The following is a 23,570-nucleotide window of genomic DNA, read 5'->3' on the forward strand; positions in this document are numbered from 1 at the left end:
ACGACCACGATCGTGACCGTCTCGGCCCTGGTCGCCTCGCTTCTGGTGTCGGGCGGCGTCCTGCCCGCACAGGCCGCCGACCCCGGCCCTGCCCCCTCGGCGCCGCCCCAGACGCCGTTCCCTCGCCCGAAAGACCCCGATGCTCCGCTGCGCGCGGCGGTCGCGGAGGCGAGGAAGCAGAACAAGCCGATCGAGGCCATCGGAGCTTTTACCGAGACCTCGCGAACCTGGGCCTTCCCGGACGGCAGCCTGAAGACGGAGTCGTACTCGGGTCCCGCGCAGGTCAGAGATGACAACGGCCGGTGGGCGTGGATCGACACCACGCTGGTGGAGCAGGACGGCGTCCTCAAGCCCAAGGTGGCCAAGGCCGACCTCGCCTTCTCCCTCGGCGGGACCGACGTTCCGTTCGCGGTGATGAAGCGTGATACGGACCAGAGCCTCAGCTTCTCCTGGGACGGAAAGCTGCCCCGTCCTGTGGTGAAGGGCAACGTCGCCACCTACCTGAACGCCGCCGGACCTGCGGCCGACCTGGTCGTCACCGCCCTGCCCACCGGTTTTCAGCATGACGTCGTACTGCGTGAGCGTCCCAAGAAGGCGCTGGAGATCCGCATCCCGGTGGAGTCTCAGGATCTGACCCTCGCCGTGTCCAAGCGAGGGGGCCTGGAACTCACCGAAGGTAAGGACAAGAAGGTCGTCGCCCAGGCGCCGAAACCGGTGATGTGGGACAGCACCGGCGTCGGCACGCAGGATCCCAAGGCCGGCGAGGCTCCGCGTAACGCTCCGATCGCCACCTCCGTCATCGAGGAGAATGGCAAACGGACGCTGGTCCTCAAACCGGACGCCGACTGGTTGGCCGACCCCGCCACCGTCTATCCCGTCGTGGTGGACCCCACCTCCACCCTGACCGTCAAAACCGACACTCTGCTCTCCAGCGGTGCGGACTGTAAGACAAACGACCAGCCGGGCGCCACACTGCTGAAGATCGGCGCCGTTTACTCCGGCTGTAACGGAGTGGACGCGGTCAACTACTGGCGCTCGTATCTGACGTTCGACGTCGCCAGCCTGGCCAACAAGCCCATCATCTCCTCCACCATGCAGTTGTGGCGCACCGAGTCACCCGCCTGTCACCAGCGCGGCAACGGCAGGGTGTACGCCACCCGGGTCAACACCGGCTGGACACCGGGCAGGATGACCTGGTCCAACAAACCTTCCAGTCTCGACTTCGTGGCCACCCCGTGCCCGACCACGAATGTCCTCACTCCCGGTGTGATGACCTGGCCGATCACCAACTGGGTCAAGGACTGGGTCGCAGGCCAGCCCAACTACGGCGTCGGGCTTGAGGGCCCCACCGAGAACGTCGATCGCTACAGCGGTTACTCGGCGGTTTTCCACTCCGCGGAGATGACCGGTGCCGGTGCCACCCCGCCCAAGCTGATCACTCAGTACATCCTGCCGCCCGAGATCCCCACGGTCACCGCCGAGTCGGTCGACTCGATGGACGGCGACCACGCGATCGTGCGCGAGAGCTCGGCCAAGGTCAGCTACAAGTCCACCTCCGTCGACGGCAGGAACATCGACTACTACGTGTCCGTGGTCGAGTCCACCGCGCCGCTTCCCTCCTGGACGACCGGCGGCGGTGAGGTCGGGAAGTGGAGCTTCACCGACGGCACCGGAGGCACCGATTCCAGCGGTAAGGGCAACCTGCTGACCTTCGTCGACGGACGCTACTCGTGGATCGACGGCAAGGACGGGAAGGCGCTTCTTCTCAACGGCTCCGCCGGGGTTCCCTCCCATGCCTCGACCGCAGGTCCGGTGCTGCGAACGGACAAGAGCTTCTCCGCAGCAGGTTGGGTCAGGCTGGATGTCGGGACCAGCACGATCCCGCTGATCAGCCAGAACGGAACCGTCAACAGCGCCTTCAGCGTTGGCTACGACTCCACCGCTCGCAAGTGGAACATGCAGATGTACCACAACAACACCGCCACCAGTCCGGTGACGGAGATCAAGTCCTCCGCGACGGCGTCGATCGGCACCTGGACCCACCTGGCCGGTGTCTACGACGCCACCGCCAAGAAGATCCGCCTGTACGTCAACGGTGTCCAGGCCGCGGAAGCCGACTACACCGTCACTCCGTGGCGGGCCGACCGGTCCTTCGAACTCGGCGACGGTAGGCGCGGCGGCGTCGCCTACTCCTCGGTCAAGGCCGCCTATGACGAGATCCGCGCCTACGACCGCGCTCTGAGCCCCACCGAGATCCAGTGGATGCTCAACCTCACCCCGCCCACCAACGCCAACCTGCCCTCTGGTCAGGCCGCGTCCATCACCTACGACGTCAGCAACGTCGACAGCTTCAAGTTCTCCGTCCGGGCCTGTATCAACGGGGCCACCCCGATGACCTGCAGCGAGAGCCCTTACTACCGCATCACCACCGACGCACCGTACGTTCCCACGGACGCCGAGACCGGTATGGCCGACCCCACCAGGCCGATCCTGTCGGGCATGGTCAACCGCCCCTCGGGCGGCCCCGTCACCGCCAAGTACTTCCTGTACGACAACGCTGGCACGCCGATCGGATCGAGCCCCCTGGGGGCTAGGACGGTCAACGGCGGTGAGCGCGCATCGTTCCAGGTGGCGGAGAACACCGTCCAGGCCGGTCGCACCTACAAGTGGCAGATGCAGGCCTGCGTCGTCGGAGGCGGCACGTCACCCGGTCCGGATCCCAACCCGACCCCGACTCCCACCCCGACGGTCACCTCGACCCCGACCCCGACCCCGAGCGTGACTCCGACTCCCACCCCGACGGGAGACACGACCCCTCCCACGGTGGTGAGGACCGCTCCGGCCAACGGTGCGAGGGAAGTCACCCCTTATACCGATCTGGTGGTGACGTTCAGCGAGAGGGTGGCAGGCGCCCAGATCGAGGTTATCGGCTACCATCCCGACTTCCCTCCCATCACGATAGACGGCCCGGTGCGGATGGACGCGACCGGCAAAATCCTGACTCTTGACCCTGTCTACCTGCCGGAAGAGGGGAGATACGTAGCCAAGGTAACCGGCGCCAAGGACCTCGCCGGCAACACCATGGCGCCTTACCAGTGGACGTTCTACACCCTCGGCGCCCAGGCCTCTGCAGCCTCGAAGTCGAACGCCGCTCCTCCTGCCAGGGAAGGTGCCGCACCGACCGCTCAGGACGAAGGCGTGGAGGAAATCTGCACCGCCAAAACCGCCTTTGTCACCTTCACCACCCCGGGCACTCCAACGGAGCCTCCGGCCGAAACCGTCAACCACCTGACCCTGCTCAAGGACAACTTCGTCATCAAGACCGCCAAGACCGACCCCACCGCCTGCGACGGTTCGCCCTGTGCGGTGACCGACTCGACCGCCATGCAGATTGGGGGTACTGGCACGAACAAGACGGCAGCGGTGATCGGGTTCAGGCTCAACGAGCTTCCAGATGGCGCGGGTGTCTCGGAAGGCATCCTTAAACTTGGCACTCCGGTTTGCCCAGCCGGGATCTGTCCAGCGGACGCGATCATCACTGCTACCCCGTTGAAAAGCCAGGTTACTGGTGAGACCAAGGGCTCGGGTCTGGCAGGCGACGTAGATACTAGTGCTACGCCCCACTCCCTGCCGTTAAATGATCCTCAGGCGGACATCGTCGGCACTGAATACCAATGGTTGATGCTTACCTCCAATAAGGAGGAGGTCATCAGCTTCGGTGATGCGACAGCGGCGGAGCAGCCAACACTCGCACTTACCTATCTACCTGCTGGTCCTCCCAGTAAGGTGCTCAACCTCACCGCACAGGCAGGCGACGCGGGGGCGATCGCTAGCTGGGGTCTCCCGGAGAGCAACGGCAGTGTTGCCATGCTTAGCGGTTATGATATTCAGGTCACTAACAGTAGTGATGCGGTCGTCAAAACCCTGGAGGTCAAGGATCCTTACGCGGCCATCTCGGGACTGACCAACGGCGAAAGCCATACCGTCAAGGTGCGAGCCAAGACCGTGTTTGGCGTCAGCGGCTGGGAAAGTGCATCTGTCACGCCTAAAGTCGTACCTCCTCCTCCGCCACCGAGGTCGGTTACCTCTTGTGTACCGTTCCTCGATGCGTCTTCTGTAACCGCCAACTTTAGCGCATCATCGGAATCCGGGACGCAAGAATATATTGACAGGATTAAAGCCTATTATCAGGCGCAAGACGCTGTGCTGGAAGGCCGAGCGGACACAGTGTGGGATGCGCCCGGGGTGACTCCTGATGCACCGGTCGCCGCCAGACTCTCCCTGCTCGACGCATCCCTGATCAGGGATAGACAAGCTTTGGAGATCGCAGGTGTCAGCCGCTCGAACTCCACGGTCACTCTCGACGATGTGGTTGCCCAAGAAGGCGGTAACGGCACAGCTCGTGTGATAGCGAGGGTGACACGCAGTTGGGAGGAGACCGCTACGGAGGAAGAGGTTGCGGTAGCGAGAGGGGCGTCTGCAAAAACACGTGTGACCTCCGCCGGTCAGGTTGAGCCGAGCGATCCGACCATCTCGATATTCGTTTTCGACCGTTGCGGTGGACTAACCATCATCGATGTTCCGCTGCCAAACTACGAGGATACAACCGACGGTCATGACCCATGCTCCGGGGCCGTCAATCCTGATGGAACGGTAGAGATAGTCTGTGGCGTTTCCGAGGGAGGTAACACGGGCGGATCTACTGCTGGGGGCTGCCGTGCAAAGCCATATGACATTTATTGTCAGCAAATAGAGAGTCTGGGGATAAAAAATTGGCACCTGCGTTCGTCGATCTATTCTGAGTGGTCCACGCCGGTGGATTGGGGCACAAAGAAAGCTCATGAATGGTGGGCGGTGCGTCGCTTCGAAAACATGTTCTTCGCTTACCCGAATTCTGATCGATACTGGAATACCGAATTCGGCAAGATGATGCAAAAGGCAACTTTCGGTACAAATAAGAAAAAGGGGATGGAGGTTATTGCCAAAGGATGCTTCCTTCAGGAAACCCTAAATATAGGAAGCAGTATAGGGACAGATATTGCCCCTGAGGTCTTCAATAACTCTCCCGATTACAGGTTCAATTTTTCCCTTCCGGTTGGGCGTGAGGTCGGAGGGAGCTGCCATGAAACGAAACTCACAAATAACCTCGCGAATGCTAAGACAACAGTCAGGCGCAGTGAACCTGAAGTTGTAGCCGAGTGCAGCACAAGTCCACTTATCGGGTTTTGTGGACTTACTCGATTCGGGCACCACTTCCGCGGTGTCCTGAGCGCTGAATTCAAACTATCGGGCATGAAGTATACTCTCATGGCAGATCATTCCATCGTGTGCCACACTGAACGCACGTTCGTCGTGGAAATAGGATGGATATGGCATAAAGAAAACAAGGGGGTAGGGTGCCGTCCTACGCGTGGGCGGTTGCTCGCGGAAGCGGTAAGGGATAAATGATAAGTTCGGAAATCAGCTCATTTTGAAATAGGAGGTATTCCGGAGGCGCTCTGAACGCTCGAGCGCCTCCGGAATGCACCTTTTGGCTCACCATCCATTATTTAGGCGTATATTTGTGATTTTTATTCATCAAACAATAGCTGCATTCACTGATGTGCGGACTGGTGATCCATAGGTCTTTTCGAAACCCTCAATTTAGTGTTCATATCTGCAAATATAGGGGACTTTCTCATGGAAATCGGATTTTCTTTGACAATCTTCCTTTTCTTGCTTGCGGTCGCATTTGTGGCGGCGCTGCTCTGGATCCTGTATTGGGTTATCAGACTATCTATTAGGCACGAGGTGGTGAGACTCCATCGTGTAGGAAAATTTCCTATACAAAATTCCGAATAGACGCCTCTGGTTGTCCAGGGTAATCCGAGTATCTATGGGGAGCTCGACGTGCGATATCGACTCAGGCATGTGTCCGCCAGGAGAGCCTGACCTACCAAGATCAGTCAAGCCATCCGAGGCAGGTTGGCCGCCGCGAGTCGTGCTGCCGTCGGCCCTTCTGCGGAATCTGTCCGGGTGGCTACCGAAGGGATCATCTATTACGGCGTGGTCTACGGCGAAAGCGAGACGGCCGATACATACTACGTGATCGCGTCGCTGAGCATGCTGCACTTCTGGACCCCTGAGGGGAGCGGCGACTGGCGTTTTCGGGGCGACTGCGATGTGCGGGTCTGCGCGCCTCCCACACCCACCTCGATGTATGTCGCGTGGGGGTTGAATTTCTCGATACGGGAACCGGGTGAATACGATCTTTGTCGTGAATAACCATGGTTTCTAATCAGATGCCCAATCCGTTCCTTCAGGCCGAAAGGCCATTTTCGGTGTTGGGTCTTCCCGCGCGAAGAGGGTGACGTGTCCTGCCCCGAGGCGACCGAACCTCAACCTGCGAGAGGTGCGGAGCCGGGACCTGCCAGGACGGGCCGCAGACGCAGGCGGGATACAGGGGCGGCAGGACGTGGAAGCGGGCAATCATATCGATTGTCATCACCAATGTCTTGTTGGCAAAATCCGCCCTCGCAACAGTCTCTATAAAAGACGGTTTCACGGAGTGCATCCAATGATGTTGGGCCTGTCGACATAAGCTTATTCATCGAAATAACGACTCGCGGTGCTTCAACGCCGTGACCTGCGTTCTCGTTGCCGGTCGGGGTCACCTGCCGGCGCCTCGGGATGAAAGTTTCACCCCGCTGGCCGGATCCGCGCATGAACCCCACTACCTTGCTTGACAGCCAGGCTTTCTCGCGCCTACCGTAACGCGCAATCCGACGCGCTGAAATGCTAGCGTTAACAATCACCGACCTTACTTTGGAGATATAGCCAGGACTGTGATCGGCTGGTGCGCCGATTTGCCGATGGCGCATGCCGAATCATGATGTCGGCGCTGCTTTCTCCGACGATTGCCGCCGTGTGCGAGAAACACGCGGCAAAGGTTCGACGGCCGATTCGGTCCGCCGGGCTGAACCCCCCCACCACAGGCCGGCGACGGCCTGCGCGCAGACCCTGGTGTGCCCCCATCGGCACCTCGGTGCCTGGTCCGAGAGGAAGGAGTGAGGGTTCCCAGCCACGTCGTCGAGACCGACTCCAGAGAAGGCAACGTGATCTCACGAACTCAGTCCATTTTCGCCGCTGCCGGCATCGCGGCGCTCCTCGTCCTGACTCAAGTTCATGCGGCGCTGAGCCACAGCGCCGGCACCACCTCGTCCGGCAGCCTGGCCGCGATGGCCCCGACCGCCGGGTGCGGCAAGGCGCCGACCCTGCGCAGCGGCACCTACTCGATCCAGAACAACGGCAAGAACCGCTCCTACATCCTGCGGATTCCCGACGGCTACGACAACAATCGCCCCTACCGGCTGATCTTCGGGTTCCACTGGCTGGGTGGCACCGCCACCGATGTGGCGACCGGGCAGACCGTCCAGCGCGACGTATGGGCCTACTACGGGTTGCAGAGGCTGGCCAACAACAGCGCCATCTTCGTCGCCCCGCAGGGCCTCAACAACGGATGGGCCAACTCCGGTGGCGAGGATGTCGCCCTGGTCGACAACATCCTCCGGCAGCTCGAAGCCGACCTGTGCGTCGACACCTCCCAGCGTTTCGCACTGGGGTTCAGCTACGGCGGGGCGATGTCCTACTCGCTGGCGTGTTCCCGTCCCACCGTCTTCCGCGCCGTCGCGGTGCAGTCCGGCGGACTGCTCAGCGGCTGTAGTGGTGGCACCCAGCCCATCGCCTACCTGGGAATTCACGGGATCAGGGATTCGGTCCTCGGTGTCGGCAGCGGCCGGTCTCTGCGGGACACGTTCGTCCGTAACAACGGATGCACCGCGCAGAACCCTCCCGAGCCCAGCCAGGGCAGTCTGACGCACCGCGTCACCACCTACTCCGGGTGCCGGGCGGGTTATCCGGTCGCCTGGGCCGCCTTCGACGAAGGCCACATCGCCGCCCCGCAGGACGGCGCCCCCGGTGACAGCGGCTCCAGGACATGGGTGCCGGCGGAGGTGTGGAAGTTCTTCACGCAGTTCTCCACCACCACTCCCTCACCAAGTCCGTCGCCGAGCGCCACCCCAAGCCCGTCACCAAGCCCCACACCTGGGACAGGGGCCTGCCGGGTGGCGTACACGATGAACAGCTGGAACAACGGTTTCACCACCGCCATCAGCATCACCAACACCGGCTCGACGGCGTTGAACGGCTGGTCCCTGAGCTTCACCCTGCCCTCGGGCCAGGCCATCACCAGCGGCTGGAACGCCACCTACAGTCCCACCACCGGCACCGTGAACGCGACCAATGTCGGCTACAACGCCGCCCTGGCCCCCGGGGCCAGCCTTGAGATCGGCTTCCAGGCCACTCACACCGGCAACACTTCCAAACCCAGCTCCTTCACCCTCAACGGCAATACCTGCACCACCGCCTGACCCGGTCACCAGCGGCGAGGGGATGGGAGCCAACGCTCCCATCCCCTCGCCAGGGCACCGTGGCAGGCCGGGGTGACCGTTCGTCGCGACGACGCATGGCCTCGCCCTCTGGCCGGGCCAGGAAACCCCGTACCACGTGGAACAGCCCGCCACTCCGGTCGTCGGGCGGCCCGCAGGCGAGCAGCGGAACCTCGGCTACCGCCGTAGCGAGTCCTCAGCCGGGGTTCCGCGAAGTCGCGCTCGTCCTGCGGAACGCCATGTCTCGAGATTGGAATGATCGATGCGACACCTCACTTCCCTCCGCCTGCGGTTAAGGCCGTCGGCAGCCGTCGCAGCCGCGCTGTTGATGGTCGGTGCCGGTGTGGCCGGTACGCACATCGCGTCGGCGTCGGCGTCGGCGTCGGCGGCCGGATGCCGGGTCAATTACACGGTCACCAACCAGTGGCAGGGTGGCTTCGGCGCGAGTGTGAACGTCGACAACCTCGGGGACCCGATCAGCGGCTGGAGACTGACCTGGTCGTTCCCCGCAGGGCAGACCATCACCCAGCTGTGGAACGGCACCGTTACCCAGTCCGGGGCGCAGGTCACGGTGACGAACGCCCCCTACAACGGCAGCATCCCCAGTGGAGGCAGCACGAGCTTCGGGTTCAACGGAAGTTGGAACGGCTCCAACCCGGTGCCGTCCAGTTTCGCCTTGAACGGCGTGACCTGCACCGGCGTCATCGCCTCACCCACCCCGACGCCCACTCCTTCTCCCTCTCCGACGCCGACCCCCACACCGACTCCCACTCCAACCCCCACACCGACGCCGACCCCCGACCCTTCCAACCGGCCGCTCATCGAGAACAACTTCCCGGTCACGCGGGAGGGGGCGTACGGCACCAACCGCTACACCGTGTACAGGCCGACGAATCCGGCGGCCCTCGGGCGCGCCATGCCCGTGCTGCTCTTCGGCAACGGGGCGTGCGCCCACACCAACGGGAGCGAGGTCGTCCGAGCGCTGACGTTCGTCGCGGCCCGCGGAATCGTCGTGGTGAACACCGCGTCGGTCGACAACTCGCCGAACGGGGTGGCGAGCGGGTCTCCGATCCCGTCGCTGTTGACCGACGGGATCGGCTGGGCCGAACGGGAGAACGCCCGCGCCGGCTCACCGCTCTACCAGCGCCTCGACCTGTCCAGGGTCGCCACAGCCGGCCACTCCTGCGGAGGACTGGAAGCGCTGATCGCCGCCCAGGACCAGCGGGTCAAGAGTGTCGTCTCACTGGACAGCGGACTCTTCGCGGACGGCTCGTTCGGGTATCCGCGTTCGGAACTGTCCAAGCTGCACACCCCGGCGATGTTCATGCACGGCGGACCCTCCGACATCGCCTACGACAACAGCCGGGCCAACTACGACCTCGCGCGCGTACCGTCCGTGCTGGCCGAGCATCCGCAGGCCGGTCACGTCGGGTTCATCACCGGCGCGCAGATGAACGAGGGCATGACCGCGCTGGTCCAGTTCCTGGACATGACCCTCAACGACAACGCCACGGCACGCGCCTACATCCTCAGCCCCTCGGGACTGGCGGCGAGGGCCCCCTGGACGGTCCGCACCAAGAATTTCTGACCCGCGTACCCGCACCGTCGACCACCGATCCTCAAGGGAGCGAGAGTGAGAATTCGGCCCCGGCCGCCGATGGACCCGGCGACCGGGGCCGAGAGGCCGTACACGCGAACGCTCCCGTGACCTCCCGCATCGTCGGTCCAGCCATGGAGGCTCAGGCATGAGTTCGCACGCGTCACCCCCTTCCCGAACCCGCGGACGTTCCCGTGGCCTGCGACGTGCGCTGCTGGCCACAACTGTCGGAATCCTCGGCATCGTCTCCACGCAGACGATGCCACTCCCGGCCGACGCGGCCGCGTCCACGCTGGCCGCGGCGGCCCAGCGGAGCGGGCGATACTTCGGCACCGCGATCAGCGCCGGCAAGCTCGGCGACTCGGCGTACACCGCGATCGCGAACCGTGAGTTTGACATGATCACCGCCGAGAACGAGATGAAGATCGACGCCACCGAGCCGAGGCGGGGCCAGTTCACCTTCACCGGCGGCGACCGCATCCACGACTGGGCGGTGCAGAACGGCAAGCGGGTGCGCGGACACACCCTGCTCTGGCACCCCGGCCAGCCGGCCTGGATGCAGTCGCTCTCGGGCAGCGGCCTTCGTCAGGCGATGATCGACCACATCAACGGCGTGATGGCCCACTACAAGGGCAAGATCTACGCCTGGGACGTGGTGAACGAGGCCTTCGCCGACGGCAACTCCGGCGGACGGCGCGACTCCAACTTCCAGCGCACCGGCAACGACTGGATCGAGGTCGCCTTCCGCACCGCGCGCGCCGCCGACCCGGCCGCCAAGCTCTGCTACAACGACTACAACATCGACAACTGGACCTGGGCCAAGACCCAGGGCGTCTACAACATGGTCCGCGACTTCAAGCAGCGCGGCGTGCCGATCGACTGCGTCGGCCTGCAGGCCCACTTCAACAGCGGCAGCCCGTACAACAGCAATTTCCGCACCACCATCTCCAGCTTCGCCGCCCTGGGTGTGGACGTGCAGATCACCGAGCTGGACATCCAGGGTGCCCCCGCTCAGACCTATGCCAACGTGGTCAACGACTGTCTGGCGGTGGCGCGCTGCACCGGTATCACCGTGTGGGGTGTGCGCGACCAGGACTCCTGGCGTTCGAGTGACACCCCGCTGCTGTTCAGCGGCAGCGACAAGAAGCCGGCCTACAACGCCGTGCTGGACGCGCTCAACGCCGCGAGCCCGAACCCCACCCCGACCCCGAAATCCACACCGACCCCCCGGACCGGCGAGTGCTCGGCGACGATGCGGACGAACAACGTCTGGCCGGGTGGCTTCCGGTCGACGGTGACGGTGAGCGCGGGCAGCGCGCCGATCAACGGGTGGACCGTGCGGTGGACCTGGCCGGGCGGGCAGGGCATCAGCAGCCTGTGGAGCGGTGAGCACACCGTATCCGGCTCCAACGTGACCGTCCGCAACGTCGACTACAACGGTTCCGTCGCGGCGGGAGCCTCGACCACCTTCGGCTTCATCGCTCACGGCACGGCGGCCACCCCGTCGATCACCTGCGACGGTCTGACGGGATGAACCCCGGCCCGGCGGCGAGAGCACGCCTTCACCGGAGACGAAACCGTTTCAATGGTCACGCGCCGTACCCCGCGAACAATGAAATGGTTCAATCGAATCGCGAAGGATGGCATTTTTTGAGAGCTTGATGTGGATATGAGCTGTATGCGCCGGAGATAGGTTCATCGGGTCGCCCCACCCATTGGTCATGAGCATCGACGCAGTCCATCAGTCGATACGCATAAGCGGCGAACTGGTTGGTAACGGGCTACAGTGTGCGATGTCGCATTCTGTATAGACGGCCGCGTCGGTACAGTCGCATCTTCGAGGAGCATCAATGGCCGATTCCATCAACCGATTAAGTGCGCAGGCGGCCGATGCCAATGCGCCCGGCGCGCGAATCGACCCGACGATCCCTCATCCGGCACGCATATATGACTATCTCCTGGGCGGCAAAGACCACTTCGCCGCCGACCGCGAGGTGGGGGAGCAACTCGTCAAACTCTCACCCGGCACGCGGGAAGGGGTACGCGCCCATCGGGCGTTTCTCGGCCGAGGCGTACGCCATCTGGCCGCCGACGCCAAAATCACCCAGTTTCTGGACATCGGCACCGGCATCCCCACGCAGGGGAACACCCACGAGATCGCTCAGCAGGTCAACCCAGCAGCTCGCGTGGCGTATGTGGACAACGATCCCATCGTCCTGGTGCATGGGCGCGCTCTGCTGGCGAGCAGCGAAGAAGGTATGACCACGGTGATCGAGGCCGATCTGCGGGATCCGGACCGGATCCTGTCGCATCCCGAGATCACCGAAGTCATCGACTTCACCCGGCCGGTGGCGCTCATCTTGGCCGGTGTCCTGCACTTCATCACCGAGGAAGAAAAGCCCCACGAGCTGGTCGAGCGATACAAGGCCGCCGTCCCCTCGGGCAGCCAACTGCTGCTGTCGCACGTCACGCTCGACTTCGCACCGAAGGGGCCAGAAGAGCAGTTCACCAAGCCCTTCGACAAGGGGGCGGCGCCCATGGTCCCGCGAAGCCACGCGCAGGTGACGGAATTCTTCCAAGGCTGGACGATGGCGGCTCCCGGACTCGTCGAAGTGGTCACCTGGCGACCGGACGAGGACGAATACCAAGAACCGATTCCCGGCGGCGGCCACGCGTGGGCCTACGGTGGCCTGGCCGTAAAACCGTAAGACCTCGCGGGCGGTCACCTCGAACGACCGCCCGCCCATCGACCCACGCCGCCATCTGCCGACCGTCGTTCTGGACGCTTTCTGCCGTTGGCGTGTTCGGAGGCGAGAGCCGGGATGGCTCTGCCGGTCAGTCGAACCGGCCCGACTTCACGGCGGACAGGAAAGCACCCCATTCGCCCGGAGAGAGGACGAGGGCCGGGGCGGTGGGGTTTTTGCTGTCGCGGATGGCGATGGTTCGGGGGAGGTTGGCGACTTCGACGCAGTTTCCGCCGCTTCCGCCGCTGAGGGAGCTCTTCTTCCAGGTGGCGTTGGAGAGGTCGGGGCCGGTCAGGTCTGTTGCTTCCATTGGTCCCTCGCTTCTTTGATCATTTCTAGCGACAGGCTGGAACGAAGTGCTTCTGCCCGAAGCCGGTCATATCTGTCCCATACGGTGGTTACCAGATTGTGCTCCGCTGACACTTCGCCTTCGCCGGCAGACTCTATGGAGACGGCGGTCGGTGCGTCCGGCATTTGGGCGAGTACGAATCCGGACATCAGGCCCGCAGTGCAGAAGGTGTCGTGAGGGACGAGTTGCACTTTCACGTTCTGCCGACCGGCGACGGTAGCGAGATGGTCGAGCTGTTCGTACATGACCTCCCGGCCTCCGATGGGGCGACGGAGGATCCACTCGTCGAGAAGCGCCCACAGCATGGGTGGACCGTCCTTTGTGAGGATGATTTGCCGTCGCATGCGGGCGCTGACCTGGTCTTCGACCTCCTGTTCCGAGGTGGCCAAGTCGCCGCGGAATACGGCTCGCGCGTAGTTCTCCGTCTGGAGCAGGCCGGGGACCAGGAGCGGGTCCCAGCAGCGCAGCACGCGGGCGCGGGGCTCGATCTCCTCGGACCATCTGACGTACCAGCGTGGCCCGGTGGGGGCGGTGATGTTTCGGCAGAGATGGGTGAAGTGGTCGTCCGTCTTGAAGAGCTCGTCGCAGCGGGCCGCCATGTCGAGGCCGGGCTTCCGGTTGCCGGTCTCGATGTGTCCGATGAGCGATGTCGAGACGCCCAGGTGGATGCCGAGCCGCTCCTGTGACAGGCCCGCCTCCCTGCGGGCTCGGCCGAGCTCGCGGCCGAAGCGTTGGGCCGGGGTCAGATGTGGGTCGAAGCCGTTTCCCATGTCATCACTCCAACGTTTCGATGACGCCGGCCGTCGAATAAATGACAAATTACTACACCGGGTGTAGGGGTTAGTCGTTCATTTGTCGGCCGATTCTTTCTGTAACGGCAGCCTAACTCTGCGCACTCTATGGTGCCAAGCTTTTATCCGGACGATGTCAAAGAACTAAATGGACAATTCGCCCGGTTAGCGGAGACATTGTGACAGGCGAATTTATGACGTCTGGCACCTCGCAGGAATGGCGGTGGTCCAATGGGTGCCGAAGCGGTTCCCGTGCTCGGTCTGCTGGGCAGTGTCGAGCTGCCAGGGGTGGCCGAGTCGGTCGGTGCGGCCCGGCGATATGTCAGGGACGTGCTGGAGAACGCAGGGCGACGGGATACCTACGACGCCGAGCTTCTGGTCAGCGAGCTGGTGTCGAACGCGGTGAGGCACTCCGAGTCGGGGCGCGCCGGCGGACTGGTGACGGTCGTGGTCGCGAACTGCGGTGAGACCATCCAGATAGCGGTGGCAGACAAGGGCTCCGCCACCTGCGCGCCCGAGATCCCGGCCGAGCCGGACGAGGACGCCGAGGGAGGCCGTGGGCTCTGGCTGGTGAGCGAGGTGGCCCTGGCCTGGGGTTGGCACGAGGGCGCGGCGGGCCGGATCGTCTGGTTCCAACTGGCGCGGCGGTGACCGGGGGACCGGGCGAGATCGCCATCCTCGTCGCCAGGTACGGCAGGCACTGGCTCATCTCAGAGGCGGCTGAAGGCGGATATCACGCGGTACGCCGACACAGCCTGTCCGAGGAGAGCGGCCTGTCCAACGTACTGTGCGCGGCCACTCTCGGTGAAATGGCGCGCCGCCTGGCGGCCGAGAACGAACGTGAGAATCGGCTGCCGGCACAATGACCCGAGAAGCGGCAGGGGAAACCGGTGCGGGCGGGTTCTTCTCCGGCTCCGGTCGCGGTTCTTCGCACGCAGATGAGGCGACAGGCGCGGCGAATTGCGATCAACGATCGTTCGAATGTCCGAGGAGGATTCCGAGAACGCCGATCATCGCCTGCCGGATTCAATCCGCCCCGAGAAAAGGCGAGACCCCCGAGAGGCCGGCCTGGATTCCGGAAAACGGAAGCCGGGCCGGTCACGCGGGGGTGGCGTGGGGCGCCGCCGTGATGGTGGAAACCCCGGGAAGCCAGGAAGCCCAGGAAATCGGTTACGAGACCTTGGCGGAAGGAGCCGTCCAGGTCTTGCAGGATCCGGGGTTGGCGGTGGAGTAACCCCGCTTGGTCCAGTGGACGAGGTTGGCGCTCTTGCCGAAGTAACGGGGCTTGCCCTTGAGGTCGGCCTCGGCCTTGGCGAGGTCCAACAGACGGCGGGCGTCCTTGGCAGGGTAGCCGAGGGCGGACCACATGCTCCTCGCGGTCACTCCGCCCAGACACTTCGCCTGCAGGTTGAAGCGGCGGAGCTGCTCCAGGATCTCGTCGCCGTTGTCGGCGTGCAGGGCGTTGTAGCCCTCGGTGATGTCGACCAGGCTCAGCACGTGCTCGGCGTAGGCGGAACTCAACTCCGCGAAGATCGGGACGTCGTCGGAAGATTTGATCCAGTCGGGACGGATATGCACGGAGAGGAAGGTCCCGAAGCAGTGGACCACCTCCGACTTGGCGGGATTCATTTTGGCCCCGAAGCAGTAGCGCTCGTACTTCTTCTCCAGGGTGGTTCCGTACATCTCCACCTTGGGCGCTACGAACGACAGGTCGGCCTGCTTCAAGTAGGGACCCCAGGTGTCGTTCATGCAGGTGACGAGCGCTTTGACGTGCCTCTTCACCGAGGCGAGGCTCTTGCCCTTGGCGGGTTTCCTCGCGCAGCTCGCGGCGGGGAGCTTGCCGGCGGAGTAAAGGGGGTTGCCGGTCAGGAGCGGGGCGTCCTCGACCGGATATGCGAAGGCGGTGGCCGTACCTGGGAAAAGCAGAATGAAGGCGACGGCCATCGCCATGATCGTGCGGATTTTCATAGTCACCGACATTAGGGCATATAGAAGCACTTGATCAGCTAATTTACTGCATATCTGGGCAAGCTGGACAATGCCTCGCGCCTGGCTTCCCTACGCCGGTTGGACCCGACTGGCGGACGAAAACCTGGTGTCACCCCGGCAGGGTGGGAAGCCGGGGGACGGGATCGAGGCGGAGATAGCGGCTCACGGCGGCCAGAGCCTGGTGGGCATCGTCGAAGACCTGCTGGGTGACGGATTCTCCGAAACCCTCGTGAGGGTGGCCGAAACCGATCCAGGCTTCGGCCGTGGTGCGGCCACGAGAGATCCGCTCCGTGTACGCGCCCGGCTTGAGCTCCCCGAAAACAGTGAGCTTCTGCAGTCCGGCGGGACGCCACCACGCGAGCCAGGCCGATGCCTCGTTGACGGCCAGGACGAGGCGTTCCGCCACGTCCGCGTAGATGGCGTCGTGCGGCAGGCTTCGGTCGCCGATGCTCCAGTACGCCTGCAACCACTGCCTCTTCTGACCGGAGAAGTCCGGCACGAACGGGGCGGGCGGGTCCTGTGGCTCCCCGTGGAGAGCTTTACGGTAGGGCTCCAGGTGCTCCAGGAACACCTGCCAGTCCCCGGCCCGGACTTCGCCGAGCCAGTTGTCCCGCGAACGGGTGGCCAGAGCGAACGCGGCTACGGCCGGCCGCCGCAGGCTCTCGGAGACGATGAAGGGGATGCGGTCCAGCCAGTGATGGGCGGCCTCGTCTGGGGCGATGCCGGAGATCCGGGCGGCGACCAGGCACGCGAACGCCAGGGCCTCCTCCACTGCGCCCTCCTCGACGTACTCCTCGTTGTCGCGGACGAACGCGTCAAGCGCCTCCGCCATCGCCGCGGCGACGTCGTCCTCCCCCTCCAGGTCCGCGATGGCGTCGGAGGCATCGTCACTGTCGAAGGGCTCCCCGAAGAGAGGGGGCCGGTCGTCCATGCCATAGATTCCTTCCCGGGGGTTGGGTGATCATCGTACGTGCCGATCGCGCGCCGGCCCGGCGATGGGAGCCCGGGAGCGGGCTACGAGACCGTGCTGGAACGACGGAGGATCCACGACATCGACGACTGGCTCGCTGACTCCGAGCGTCACACCCTCCTGCTCACCCTCACGTGCCGAGCCAGGCGAGGGCTGCGACGGTCAGGGCGCTGACACCGGTGTCCAGGGTGGGCTGTATGACGGGGGCGAAGGTGGGGCTGTGGTTGACCGGGATGTCCTGGGCGACGGTGCCGTTCCTGGCGGCCTGGGCGTACCGGGCGGGGTCGATGCCGCCGATGCCCCAGTAGGTGAACGGCGCGCCGAACGCTTTAGGGATCTCGCTCATGTCCTCGCTGGCGGTCTGCAGGTCGATGGTGTGCGCGTCGTCGCCGAAGTGGGCGGCGAATGCCTCGGCGACGCGCCGGGTCGGGGCCTCATCGTTGACCGTGGGCGGGAAGGTGGCGATCTTCTCGATCTCGGGTGCTTTCGGCGACCCGGACGCCTCGCACTCAGCCCTGACGATCCGCTCGATCGCGTGCAGGACCTGGGTGCGCGAGGCGTCGTCGTAGGTGCGGACGTTGAGCTGGATGACGGCGCTGTCGGGGATGACGTTGAAGCCGGTGCCGGTGTGGAGGCTGCCCACGGTGACGACGGCGGGGGTGGTGGCGGCCAGTTCCCGGGAGACGATGGCCTGCAGGCGCACGACGATCATCGCGGCCAGCACCACGGGGTCCACCGCGGCTTGGGGCATGGAGCCGTGCGCGCCCCGGCCGTGGACGGTGACGCGCAGGCTGTCCGCGGCCGACAGGAACGATCCGGAGCGGGTGCCGACATAGCCGGCCGGATAGGGCAGGACGTGTTGGGCGAGTATCACGTCGGGTCGGGGCGATGTGGACGTCAGACCGTCGTTGATCATGGCGTCGGCGCCGTCGCCGTTCTCCTCCGAGGGCTGGAAGAGCGCCACGAAGGTGCCCCGCCAGGCATCCTTGGCCTGGGCCATCAGCCGTGCGCAGCCGATCAGGCAGGTCACGTGCACATCGTGCCCGCAGGCGTGCGTAACCGGCTGCTCGGTGCCGTCGTCGCCGGTCACGGTGACCGTAGAGGCGTAGGGCAGGCCGGTCTGCTCGCGTACCGGGAGGGCGTCCATGTCGGCGCGGGCCATGACGATCGGGCCCTCGCCGTTGGCCAGAATCCCGATCACGCCGGTGCCGCCGACGCCGTCGACGACCTCATAGCCGAGGTCCCGCAAGGCGTCGGACGCCTTCTTCGCCGTGCGGTGCTCCCGCAGGCCGAGTTCGGGGTGTCCGTGCAGGTCCCTGTAGAGGTCCTCCAGGCCGGAGCGGATGCCGTCGAGGCCGGTCAGTACGGTGTGGGCACGGTTGGGCATCAGATACCTCCAGCGTGGAGTCCCCCGGCTTCAGCTGTGGGGAGGAGGTCATGAGGACTCCTTGCGCGACTGGGACTTTCCCCCGCGGCGGTAGCGGCGTCGCATCAGCGTGACCAGTTTGGAGTGGGGCTGCCAGTTCAGGCCGTTGGGCAGGTTCCAGCCGTAGTGCACGGCGGTGATCCGGAAGAGCAGGGCCAAGGCGATGCCCAGGCCGATGCCGATCTTGGGGATGCCGAGGTACGAGCAGAGCACCGTGACTGCGGCGACCGCCAGGGCGACGGTGGCGTACAGGCCGTTGCCGCCGAACACGGCGGGTATCCGGCCGAGCATGACGTCGCGCAGGGCGCCGCCGCCGACGGCGGTGAGGCTGCCCAGCAGGATGGCCGGGAGCCAGCCCAGGCCGACCGCCAGCGTCTTCTGGGCGCCCGCGACCGCCCAGAATCCGATCACCGCGGCGTCGAGCGCGGTGAACAGCCGGTTCCAGGACTGTTCGCTGACACGGATGAGGAAGGCGATCACGATACCGGCGAAGGAGGTCAGCAGGTAGGCGTAGTCGGTCAGGGCGACCGGTGTGCCGTGCTGCAGCAGCACGTCCCGCATCACGCCTCCGCCCAGGCCGGAGACCATGCCGACTACCAAGAACCCGAACAGGTCCAAGCCGACCGTACGGGCCACGGCGCCACCGAGCAGCGCGCACGAGAAGACGCCGGCGAGATCCAGGTAACGCGTCGCAATATCAACCCCGACAAAAGTCGAAGAAGTCGACATTGCAGACACAATGGACATGGGACGAGCCTACTCCGTCGGTCCGCCGCGGCAGCTGGTCGACCTTGCGTCTGTGATGTCGCTTCAATCAGGGCCCCGTGGAGGTCGCCGATGGCCTGGGCCACCTCGGAGATCTCGTGGGAGCGGGCTACGAGACCTTGCCGGCAGGAGCGGTCCAGGTCTTGCGCGACCCGGGGGTGGCGGTGGAGTAGTCCCGCTTGGTCCAGTAGACGAGGTTGGTGCCCTTGCCGAGATGGCGGATCTTGCTCTTGGCGGCGTCCGGCTTGGCCCCGAAGCGGTAGCGCTCGGACTTCGCCTCCAGAGCGGTCCCGTACGTCTCCACCACGGGCGGCACGAACGACAGCCTTCTTCAGGTAGGGGCGCCAGGTGTCGTTCATGCAGGTGATGAGCGCGTTGACGTGCTTCTTGACCGAGGCGAGGCTGCTGCCCTTGGCGGGTTTCCCGGCGCACTTCGCGACGGGGAGCCTGCCGACGGTGTAGAGGGGGTTGCCGGTCAGGAGCGGGGCGTCCTCGACCGGATATGCCGAGGCGGTGGCCGTACCGGGGAAGAGCAGAACGGATACGGCTGTCGCCGCCATGATCGTGCGAATTTTCATGGTCATTAGGTCATATAGCTGTATTCGGTAAGCCGCCGGGGTCCGATGGGAGATCGAACACGCTTCCCCTGGCATCGCCGAGCCGGACGGACCCTCCGGAACGCGAAACGGCCGGGCCCCGATGAGGGGGCCCGGCCGCGTGCGTGAAAGGTCAGAACCAGCCGCGCCGCTGGGCCATGGCCTGCAGGCCGGCGCGCAGCGACTGCTCGACCTGGCCGGGGTGGTCGTTGTAGTGGACGGTGAAGCGGCTGTAGGTGTCGTGGCTGGAGGACAGGAAGCCGCCGCGCTTGTCGGCCTCCAGGATGACGTCCATCGCCTGGGGGCCGGAGATGAAGGTGAGCTCAAGCTCGTTGAAGTGGCGGTGGTACTCGCCGCCGGCGTAGTACTCGATCTCCTGGAAGAACGGCATCCGCGAGCCGTGCAGGGTGCCCCGCTCCAGGTCGGCCTTCTTGAAGCGGAAGCCCATCCGGTCCAGCGCGCCGAGCAGGTGGTCCTGGGCGGGCAGCGGGTTGACGAACAGCGGGTCGAGGTCACCCTTGTCGAGCGCGCCGGCGAGGGCGAGCTCGGTGGAGACGCCGAGCTTCATACCGTGCAGCGGGTGGCCGCCGACGGCGCTGATCGGGGTCTCCCAGGGGACCTGGATCTGGAAGGGGGCCGACTGCGGGGCGCCCGCGGCGAGGTGGAACGGCCCGGTGATCTGCTGGCGCAGGAAGCTGTACGTCGACTTGTACTCGCTGTCGCCGCTCTCGACCTCGACGACGGCGGTGAAGTCGATGAAGATGCCCTCCACCTTGTAGTCGGAGCCGCCTCCGCGGAAGTTGACCTGCCCGCGCAGGACCTCGCCGGGCCGCACGTGCGAGTTCTGCAGCACGGTGTCGACCTCGACACCGGCGCCGAACGCGGCCATCAGCTTACGGAACACCATCTGGACTCCTGGGGTCTGGAGAATTTCTCATCAGGGGGTTTGACTCTGTGGCTTGGTCTGGCCGTTGCCGCTGCTCAGCTCGGGCAGGATCTGGGCCAGAAGCATGGTGGACAGTACGGAGGGGTCGCCGGAGGCGCCGGAGGTGCGGACGACGACGGGACGCGGGGCGCTGTCGGCGAGTTTGGCGCCCACGTCGAGCCTGCGGCGGGCCAGCTCGTACTGGAGCACCGCGCGGTTGTCGCGGTAGGAGTCGGCGAGCCTGCGCAGCCCCTTCGCCTCGTTCTCGGCGGAGGTGAGCTCGGCCCGGCCCTTCGCCTCGATCTCCCAGCGCACCCGCTGCGCCTCGGTCTCGTGCTCCTCCAGCATGCGGGCGACGTCCTTACGCGCGGTGTTGGCGGCTGCTCTGACCTCGACGATACGCGCGTCCCGCGTCTTTTTGGAACGTTCGATCTCCATCAGCAGGGTGTCGATCCTACGCTTGCGGGTGAGCTCCCACTCGCGCTCGAACGCCGACAGCTCCTTGGCGACCTTCTCGCGGGTGGCGAGGTGCTGCTGGTACTGGTCGGGCAACTGCACGTCGGGGATGTTGGCGCCGGTGATGCGCACGCCGTACCGGCCGAGCTGGCGGGTGAGGAGCTCCTGCATGTCGCCGACGTCGGAGCCGCGCAGGTCGTAGGCGCGCTCGGTGTTCACCCGGCGGCTGCGCTGGCGGATGGCGTCCTGTACGGCGCTGCTGAGCACCAGGTCGAAGTTGCCGGCGCCGATCGTACGGACGAAGGCCACCGGGTCGACGATGCGGAACTTCAGGAAGAACTCGATCGACTTGAGCGGGACGTTCTCCGCCGTCGGGCAGGCGACGATCGGCGCGGAGTAGGGGATCTCGGTGGAGGTGTCGACCACCGCGTCCACCCGGTCCCACGGCAGCCACAGGTAGTGGCGCCCGGGGGGCAGCGTGCCGACGATGGCGCCCCACCGGCTGCGCACGCCGGTGGTGCCCTCCTCGATCTCGATGATCGCCCGGCGCCACAGCCACACCAGTGCCGCGATCAGTGAGAACACCGCTCCGATCGCGGCGAGGAAGGAGAGCGCCCCTCCGGCGAACGCCGCCGTACCGGCGAGGTACAGGGAGAAGAAGAGCAGCGTCACCCAGGCGAAGCCGCGGCGGTCCTTGGGGATCACCACGGGGACCAGCTGGCCGGACTCGCCGCCGCGCAGCAGCTGGCGGATCTCCGACCAGGAGGCGAGGGATTCCTTGATCTTGGAGAACTCTCTGCCGCTCATCAGACCTCATCTTCCTGCGCGACGCGTCCCGCGACGGGGACGGGAATGGGGACGGTGGTGTCGGCGGGCGGGTTGAGAAGGGAGCTGATCTCCGCCCCGCGCCTTTCGACACGGTCGCCGATCTCGATCATCCGTGCCCTGATCGCGGCCATGTCCGCCTGGGAGAACAGCTGGGCCTCGGGGTTGCCGACCAGCTGCCTGGCGAGGGCGAGCAGGTCGATGTCGACGGTGTCGCCGACCTGCACCAGGCGGGGCAGGTGCGAGGCGACGGACTCCAGCTTGTCGAGCAGGTCCTGCTGGAAGCGGTAGTCGAGGATCTCCGGCGCCTCGGCGGCGCTCAGCGAGCGGATGTCCAGCGCCTGGGCCTCAAGCAGCGCCGCGTTCGCCTTCGCGATGGACTCCGCCTCCACCAGCCGCTGGCCGCCCTGGGCCTTGGCCTGGTGGGAGGCGCGCTCCAACGCGGTGTCGATCCTGGCCTGGTGCCCGGCGATCTCGGCGTGGATGGCCGACAGCTGCTCCTGCAGCCCGGCGAGCTCCCTGATCAGGTCGCCCTCGTTCTGCTCCTTGCGCAGCTGCAGCTCGTACTCGTAGGTGTACGCCTCCTTCGCGACCCTGATCATCTCGGGGGCCGCCAGGTCCATCCGGTACTCCTGGCTGGAGGGCTCGGCGTGCGTGATGTTGACGTCGGTGAGGCGCACGGCGGGCATGAACTGCTGGTTGAGGTTGTCCAGCATGCCCATGGTGCTCTCGCCCACCAGGTCGTAGATCTCCTCGGCGCGCTGGGCGTAGATGAGGGAGCGGGTGACCTCGCTGACGGCGTTCTGCAGCTTGGCCTGAAAACCGCTCACCGAGCCGAGCACGAAGATGAACTCGGCGGGGTTCTCGATCCGGAACTGCAGGAACAGGTCGACGCTCGCCTTGACGCCCTGCTGGGTGGGGGCCTCGCGGATGGGGGCGTTGAAGGGATACTCACGGGTGGTGTTGACGATGTAGCTGACCCGCTTCCACGGGTTGAACAGCGTCACCCGGCCGGGCTCGGCGATGGTCACGAGCTTGCCGAACTTCGTGATCAGGGCCTTGCAGCCCTCGGGCACCATGACCACGCTCCTGCGCCACCACAGGAACGCCGCGGCCAGCACCAGCACGGCCCAGTAGTGCGGGCCGAACAGCACGCGGAAGGCGTCGGGCAGCCCGGTGGCGACGAGCCCGACCAGGCCGAGCCCGGCCAGCACGACGAGCGGGACGACCACCCTGGCGGTGGTGCTCTTGGGGATGACCACGGGGGAGATGACGTGGACCGGCTCCCCGGCGGGGCCCCTGCCGCTGAAGCTCTGGTTGACGATCTCCCCGGCCTCGTTGAGCGCGGCGCTGCGGGCCTCGATGATCGTGCCCATGGAGGATCCCTGATCACGGGCGGCCATGAAGTCGGAGGGGTCGAGGGAGAAGCTCCCGTCACCGGCGGACCTGGTGCCTCTGGCCTGCCCCTGTCCGGCCACCTGCTCGGCCACCTGCCCGGCGTACTGCCCCGCGGACTGGCCGGCGTACTGCCCCACGGCCTGCCCGACCATCTGGCGTACGTCGCCCCCCTGTCCTATGGCTTGCGCCGCGGCTCTCGCGTACTGCATGGCTTCTCTTGGGCGGGACATCACACCTCCAGGTTCGGGATACGTCGAGAGCTCGATATATCACGCTTTGTGATCGTTGGCACGCGGGACAGTAAAGGGGATCC

At 65.3% G+C, this 23,570-nt stretch carries 18 protein-coding genes; 8 read left to right on the top strand and 10 right to left on the bottom strand.

What is annotated here, in order from left to right; all coding sequences use genetic code 11:
- Positions 1 to 12 precede the first annotated feature (12 nt).
- From AB0B90_RS12465 to AB0B90_RS12490, 6 genes are all read left to right on the top strand, one after another.
- On the top strand, positions 13 to 5,448 hold the full coding sequence (locus tag AB0B90_RS12465) for a LamG-like jellyroll fold domain-containing protein (protein WP_362922450.1): 5,436 nt from the start codon (positions 13 to 15) through the stop codon (positions 5,446 to 5,448).
- Positions 5,449 to 6,015: 567 nt separating this feature from the next.
- Positions 6,016 to 6,264 carry a hypothetical protein gene (locus tag AB0B90_RS12470; RefSeq protein ID WP_350948208.1) on the top strand — a complete coding sequence of 83 codons (249 nt, stop codon included), beginning with the start codon at positions 6,016 to 6,018 and terminating at the stop codon, positions 6,262 to 6,264.
- Between the two features lie 830 nt (positions 6,265 to 7,094).
- The gene (locus tag AB0B90_RS12475) at positions 7,095 to 8,408 is read left to right on the top strand and encodes a cellulose binding domain-containing protein (protein WP_350948209.1); all 1,314 of its coding nucleotides are present in this window, start codon (positions 7,095 to 7,097) and stop codon (positions 8,406 to 8,408) included.
- 361 nt (positions 8,409 to 8,769) lie between these two features.
- Positions 8,770 to 10,014 carry a cellulose-binding domain-containing protein gene (locus AB0B90_RS12480; RefSeq protein WP_362922453.1) on the top strand — a complete coding sequence of 415 codons (1,245 nt, stop codon included), beginning with the start codon at positions 8,770 to 8,772 and terminating at the stop codon, positions 10,012 to 10,014.
- Positions 10,015 to 10,171: 157 nt separating this feature from the next.
- The gene (locus tag AB0B90_RS12485) at positions 10,172 to 11,557 is read left to right on the top strand and encodes an endo-1,4-beta-xylanase (RefSeq protein WP_362922455.1); all 1,386 of its coding nucleotides are present in this window, start codon (positions 10,172 to 10,174) and stop codon (positions 11,555 to 11,557) included.
- A 316-nt stretch (positions 11,558 to 11,873) separates the two neighbouring features.
- Positions 11,874 to 12,731, top strand: coding sequence for an SAM-dependent methyltransferase (locus AB0B90_RS12490; RefSeq protein WP_362922457.1), 858 nt, complete (start codon positions 11,874 to 11,876; stop codon positions 12,729 to 12,731).
- 127 nt (positions 12,732 to 12,858) lie between these two features.
- Here AB0B90_RS12490 and AB0B90_RS12495 read toward each other — a convergent pair whose 3' ends face one another.
- Positions 12,859 to 13,077 (bottom strand): DUF397 domain-containing protein, encoded by a 219-nt coding sequence (locus AB0B90_RS12495; RefSeq protein ID WP_350948213.1) that lies wholly within the window; start codon positions 13,075 to 13,077, stop codon positions 12,859 to 12,861.
- Entirely contained in the window at positions 13,059 to 13,886 is an 828-nt protein-coding gene (locus tag AB0B90_RS12500) for a helix-turn-helix transcriptional regulator (protein ID WP_350948214.1), read from the bottom strand. The genes AB0B90_RS12495 and AB0B90_RS12500 overlap by 19 nt, the downstream gene beginning before the upstream one ends.
- 252 nt (positions 13,887 to 14,138) lie before the next feature.
- On the opposite strand from AB0B90_RS12500, the gene AB0B90_RS12505 reads away from it, so the two are divergent.
- The gene (locus tag AB0B90_RS12505) at positions 14,139 to 14,558 is read left to right on the top strand and encodes an ATP-binding protein (protein ID WP_362922460.1); all 420 of its coding nucleotides are present in this window, start codon (positions 14,139 to 14,141) and stop codon (positions 14,556 to 14,558) included.
- The gene (locus tag AB0B90_RS12510; protein ID WP_362922462.1) at positions 14,555 to 14,773 is read left to right on the top strand and encodes a hypothetical protein; all 219 of its coding nucleotides are present in this window, start codon (positions 14,555 to 14,557) and stop codon (positions 14,771 to 14,773) included. Before AB0B90_RS12505 ends, AB0B90_RS12510 begins: the two co-directional genes overlap by 4 nt.
- Before the next feature lie 304 nt (positions 14,774 to 15,077).
- Here the strand turns inward: AB0B90_RS12510 and AB0B90_RS12515 are convergent, their stop codons facing one another.
- The 8 genes from AB0B90_RS12515 to AB0B90_RS12550 all read right to left on the bottom strand — a co-directional run bounded on the left by AB0B90_RS12515 (position 15,078) and on the right by AB0B90_RS12550 (position 23,466).
- Complete coding sequence (locus AB0B90_RS12515) at positions 15,078 to 15,875, bottom strand: hypothetical protein (protein ID WP_362922464.1); 798 nt, start codon at positions 15,873 to 15,875, stop codon at positions 15,078 to 15,080.
- Positions 15,876 to 16,005: 130 nt separating this feature from the next.
- Positions 16,006 to 16,827 carry a DUF4259 domain-containing protein gene (locus AB0B90_RS12520; protein ID WP_350948219.1) on the bottom strand — a complete coding sequence of 274 codons (822 nt, stop codon included), beginning with the start codon at positions 16,825 to 16,827 and terminating at the stop codon, positions 16,006 to 16,008.
- Between the two features lie 169 nt (positions 16,828 to 16,996).
- On the bottom strand, positions 16,997 to 18,253 hold the full coding sequence (locus AB0B90_RS12525) for an amidohydrolase (protein WP_350948220.1): 1,257 nt from the start codon (positions 18,251 to 18,253) through the stop codon (positions 16,997 to 16,999).
- Between the two features lie 48 nt (positions 18,254 to 18,301).
- On the bottom strand, positions 18,302 to 19,021 hold the full coding sequence (locus tag AB0B90_RS12530; RefSeq protein ID WP_350948221.1) for a TRIC cation channel family protein: 720 nt from the start codon (positions 19,019 to 19,021) through the stop codon (positions 18,302 to 18,304).
- A gap of 145 nt (positions 19,022 to 19,166) precedes the next feature.
- A complete protein-coding gene (locus tag AB0B90_RS12535) occupies positions 19,167 to 19,373 on the bottom strand; it encodes a hypothetical protein (RefSeq protein ID WP_362922467.1) in 207 nt (68 codons plus the stop codon).
- A gap of 413 nt (positions 19,374 to 19,786) precedes the next feature.
- Positions 19,787 to 20,560, bottom strand: a complete 774-nt coding sequence (locus AB0B90_RS12540; RefSeq protein ID WP_350948223.1) for a sporulation protein — start codon at positions 20,558 to 20,560, stop codon at positions 19,787 to 19,789.
- Positions 20,561 to 20,590: 30 nt separating this feature from the next.
- On the bottom strand, positions 20,591 to 21,841 hold the full coding sequence (locus AB0B90_RS12545; RefSeq protein ID WP_350948224.1) for an SPFH domain-containing protein: 1,251 nt from the start codon (positions 21,839 to 21,841) through the stop codon (positions 20,591 to 20,593).
- On the bottom strand, positions 21,841 to 23,466 hold the full coding sequence (locus tag AB0B90_RS12550) for an SPFH domain-containing protein (RefSeq protein WP_362922470.1): 1,626 nt from the start codon (positions 23,464 to 23,466) through the stop codon (positions 21,841 to 21,843). The genes AB0B90_RS12545 and AB0B90_RS12550 overlap by 1 nt, the downstream gene beginning before the upstream one ends.
- Positions 23,467 to 23,570 lie beyond the last annotated feature (104 nt).

It is taken from the genome of Streptosporangium sp. NPDC049078, from assembly GCF_040648855.1.
Lineage (GTDB): Bacteria > Actinomycetota > Actinomycetes > Streptosporangiales > Streptosporangiaceae > Streptosporangium.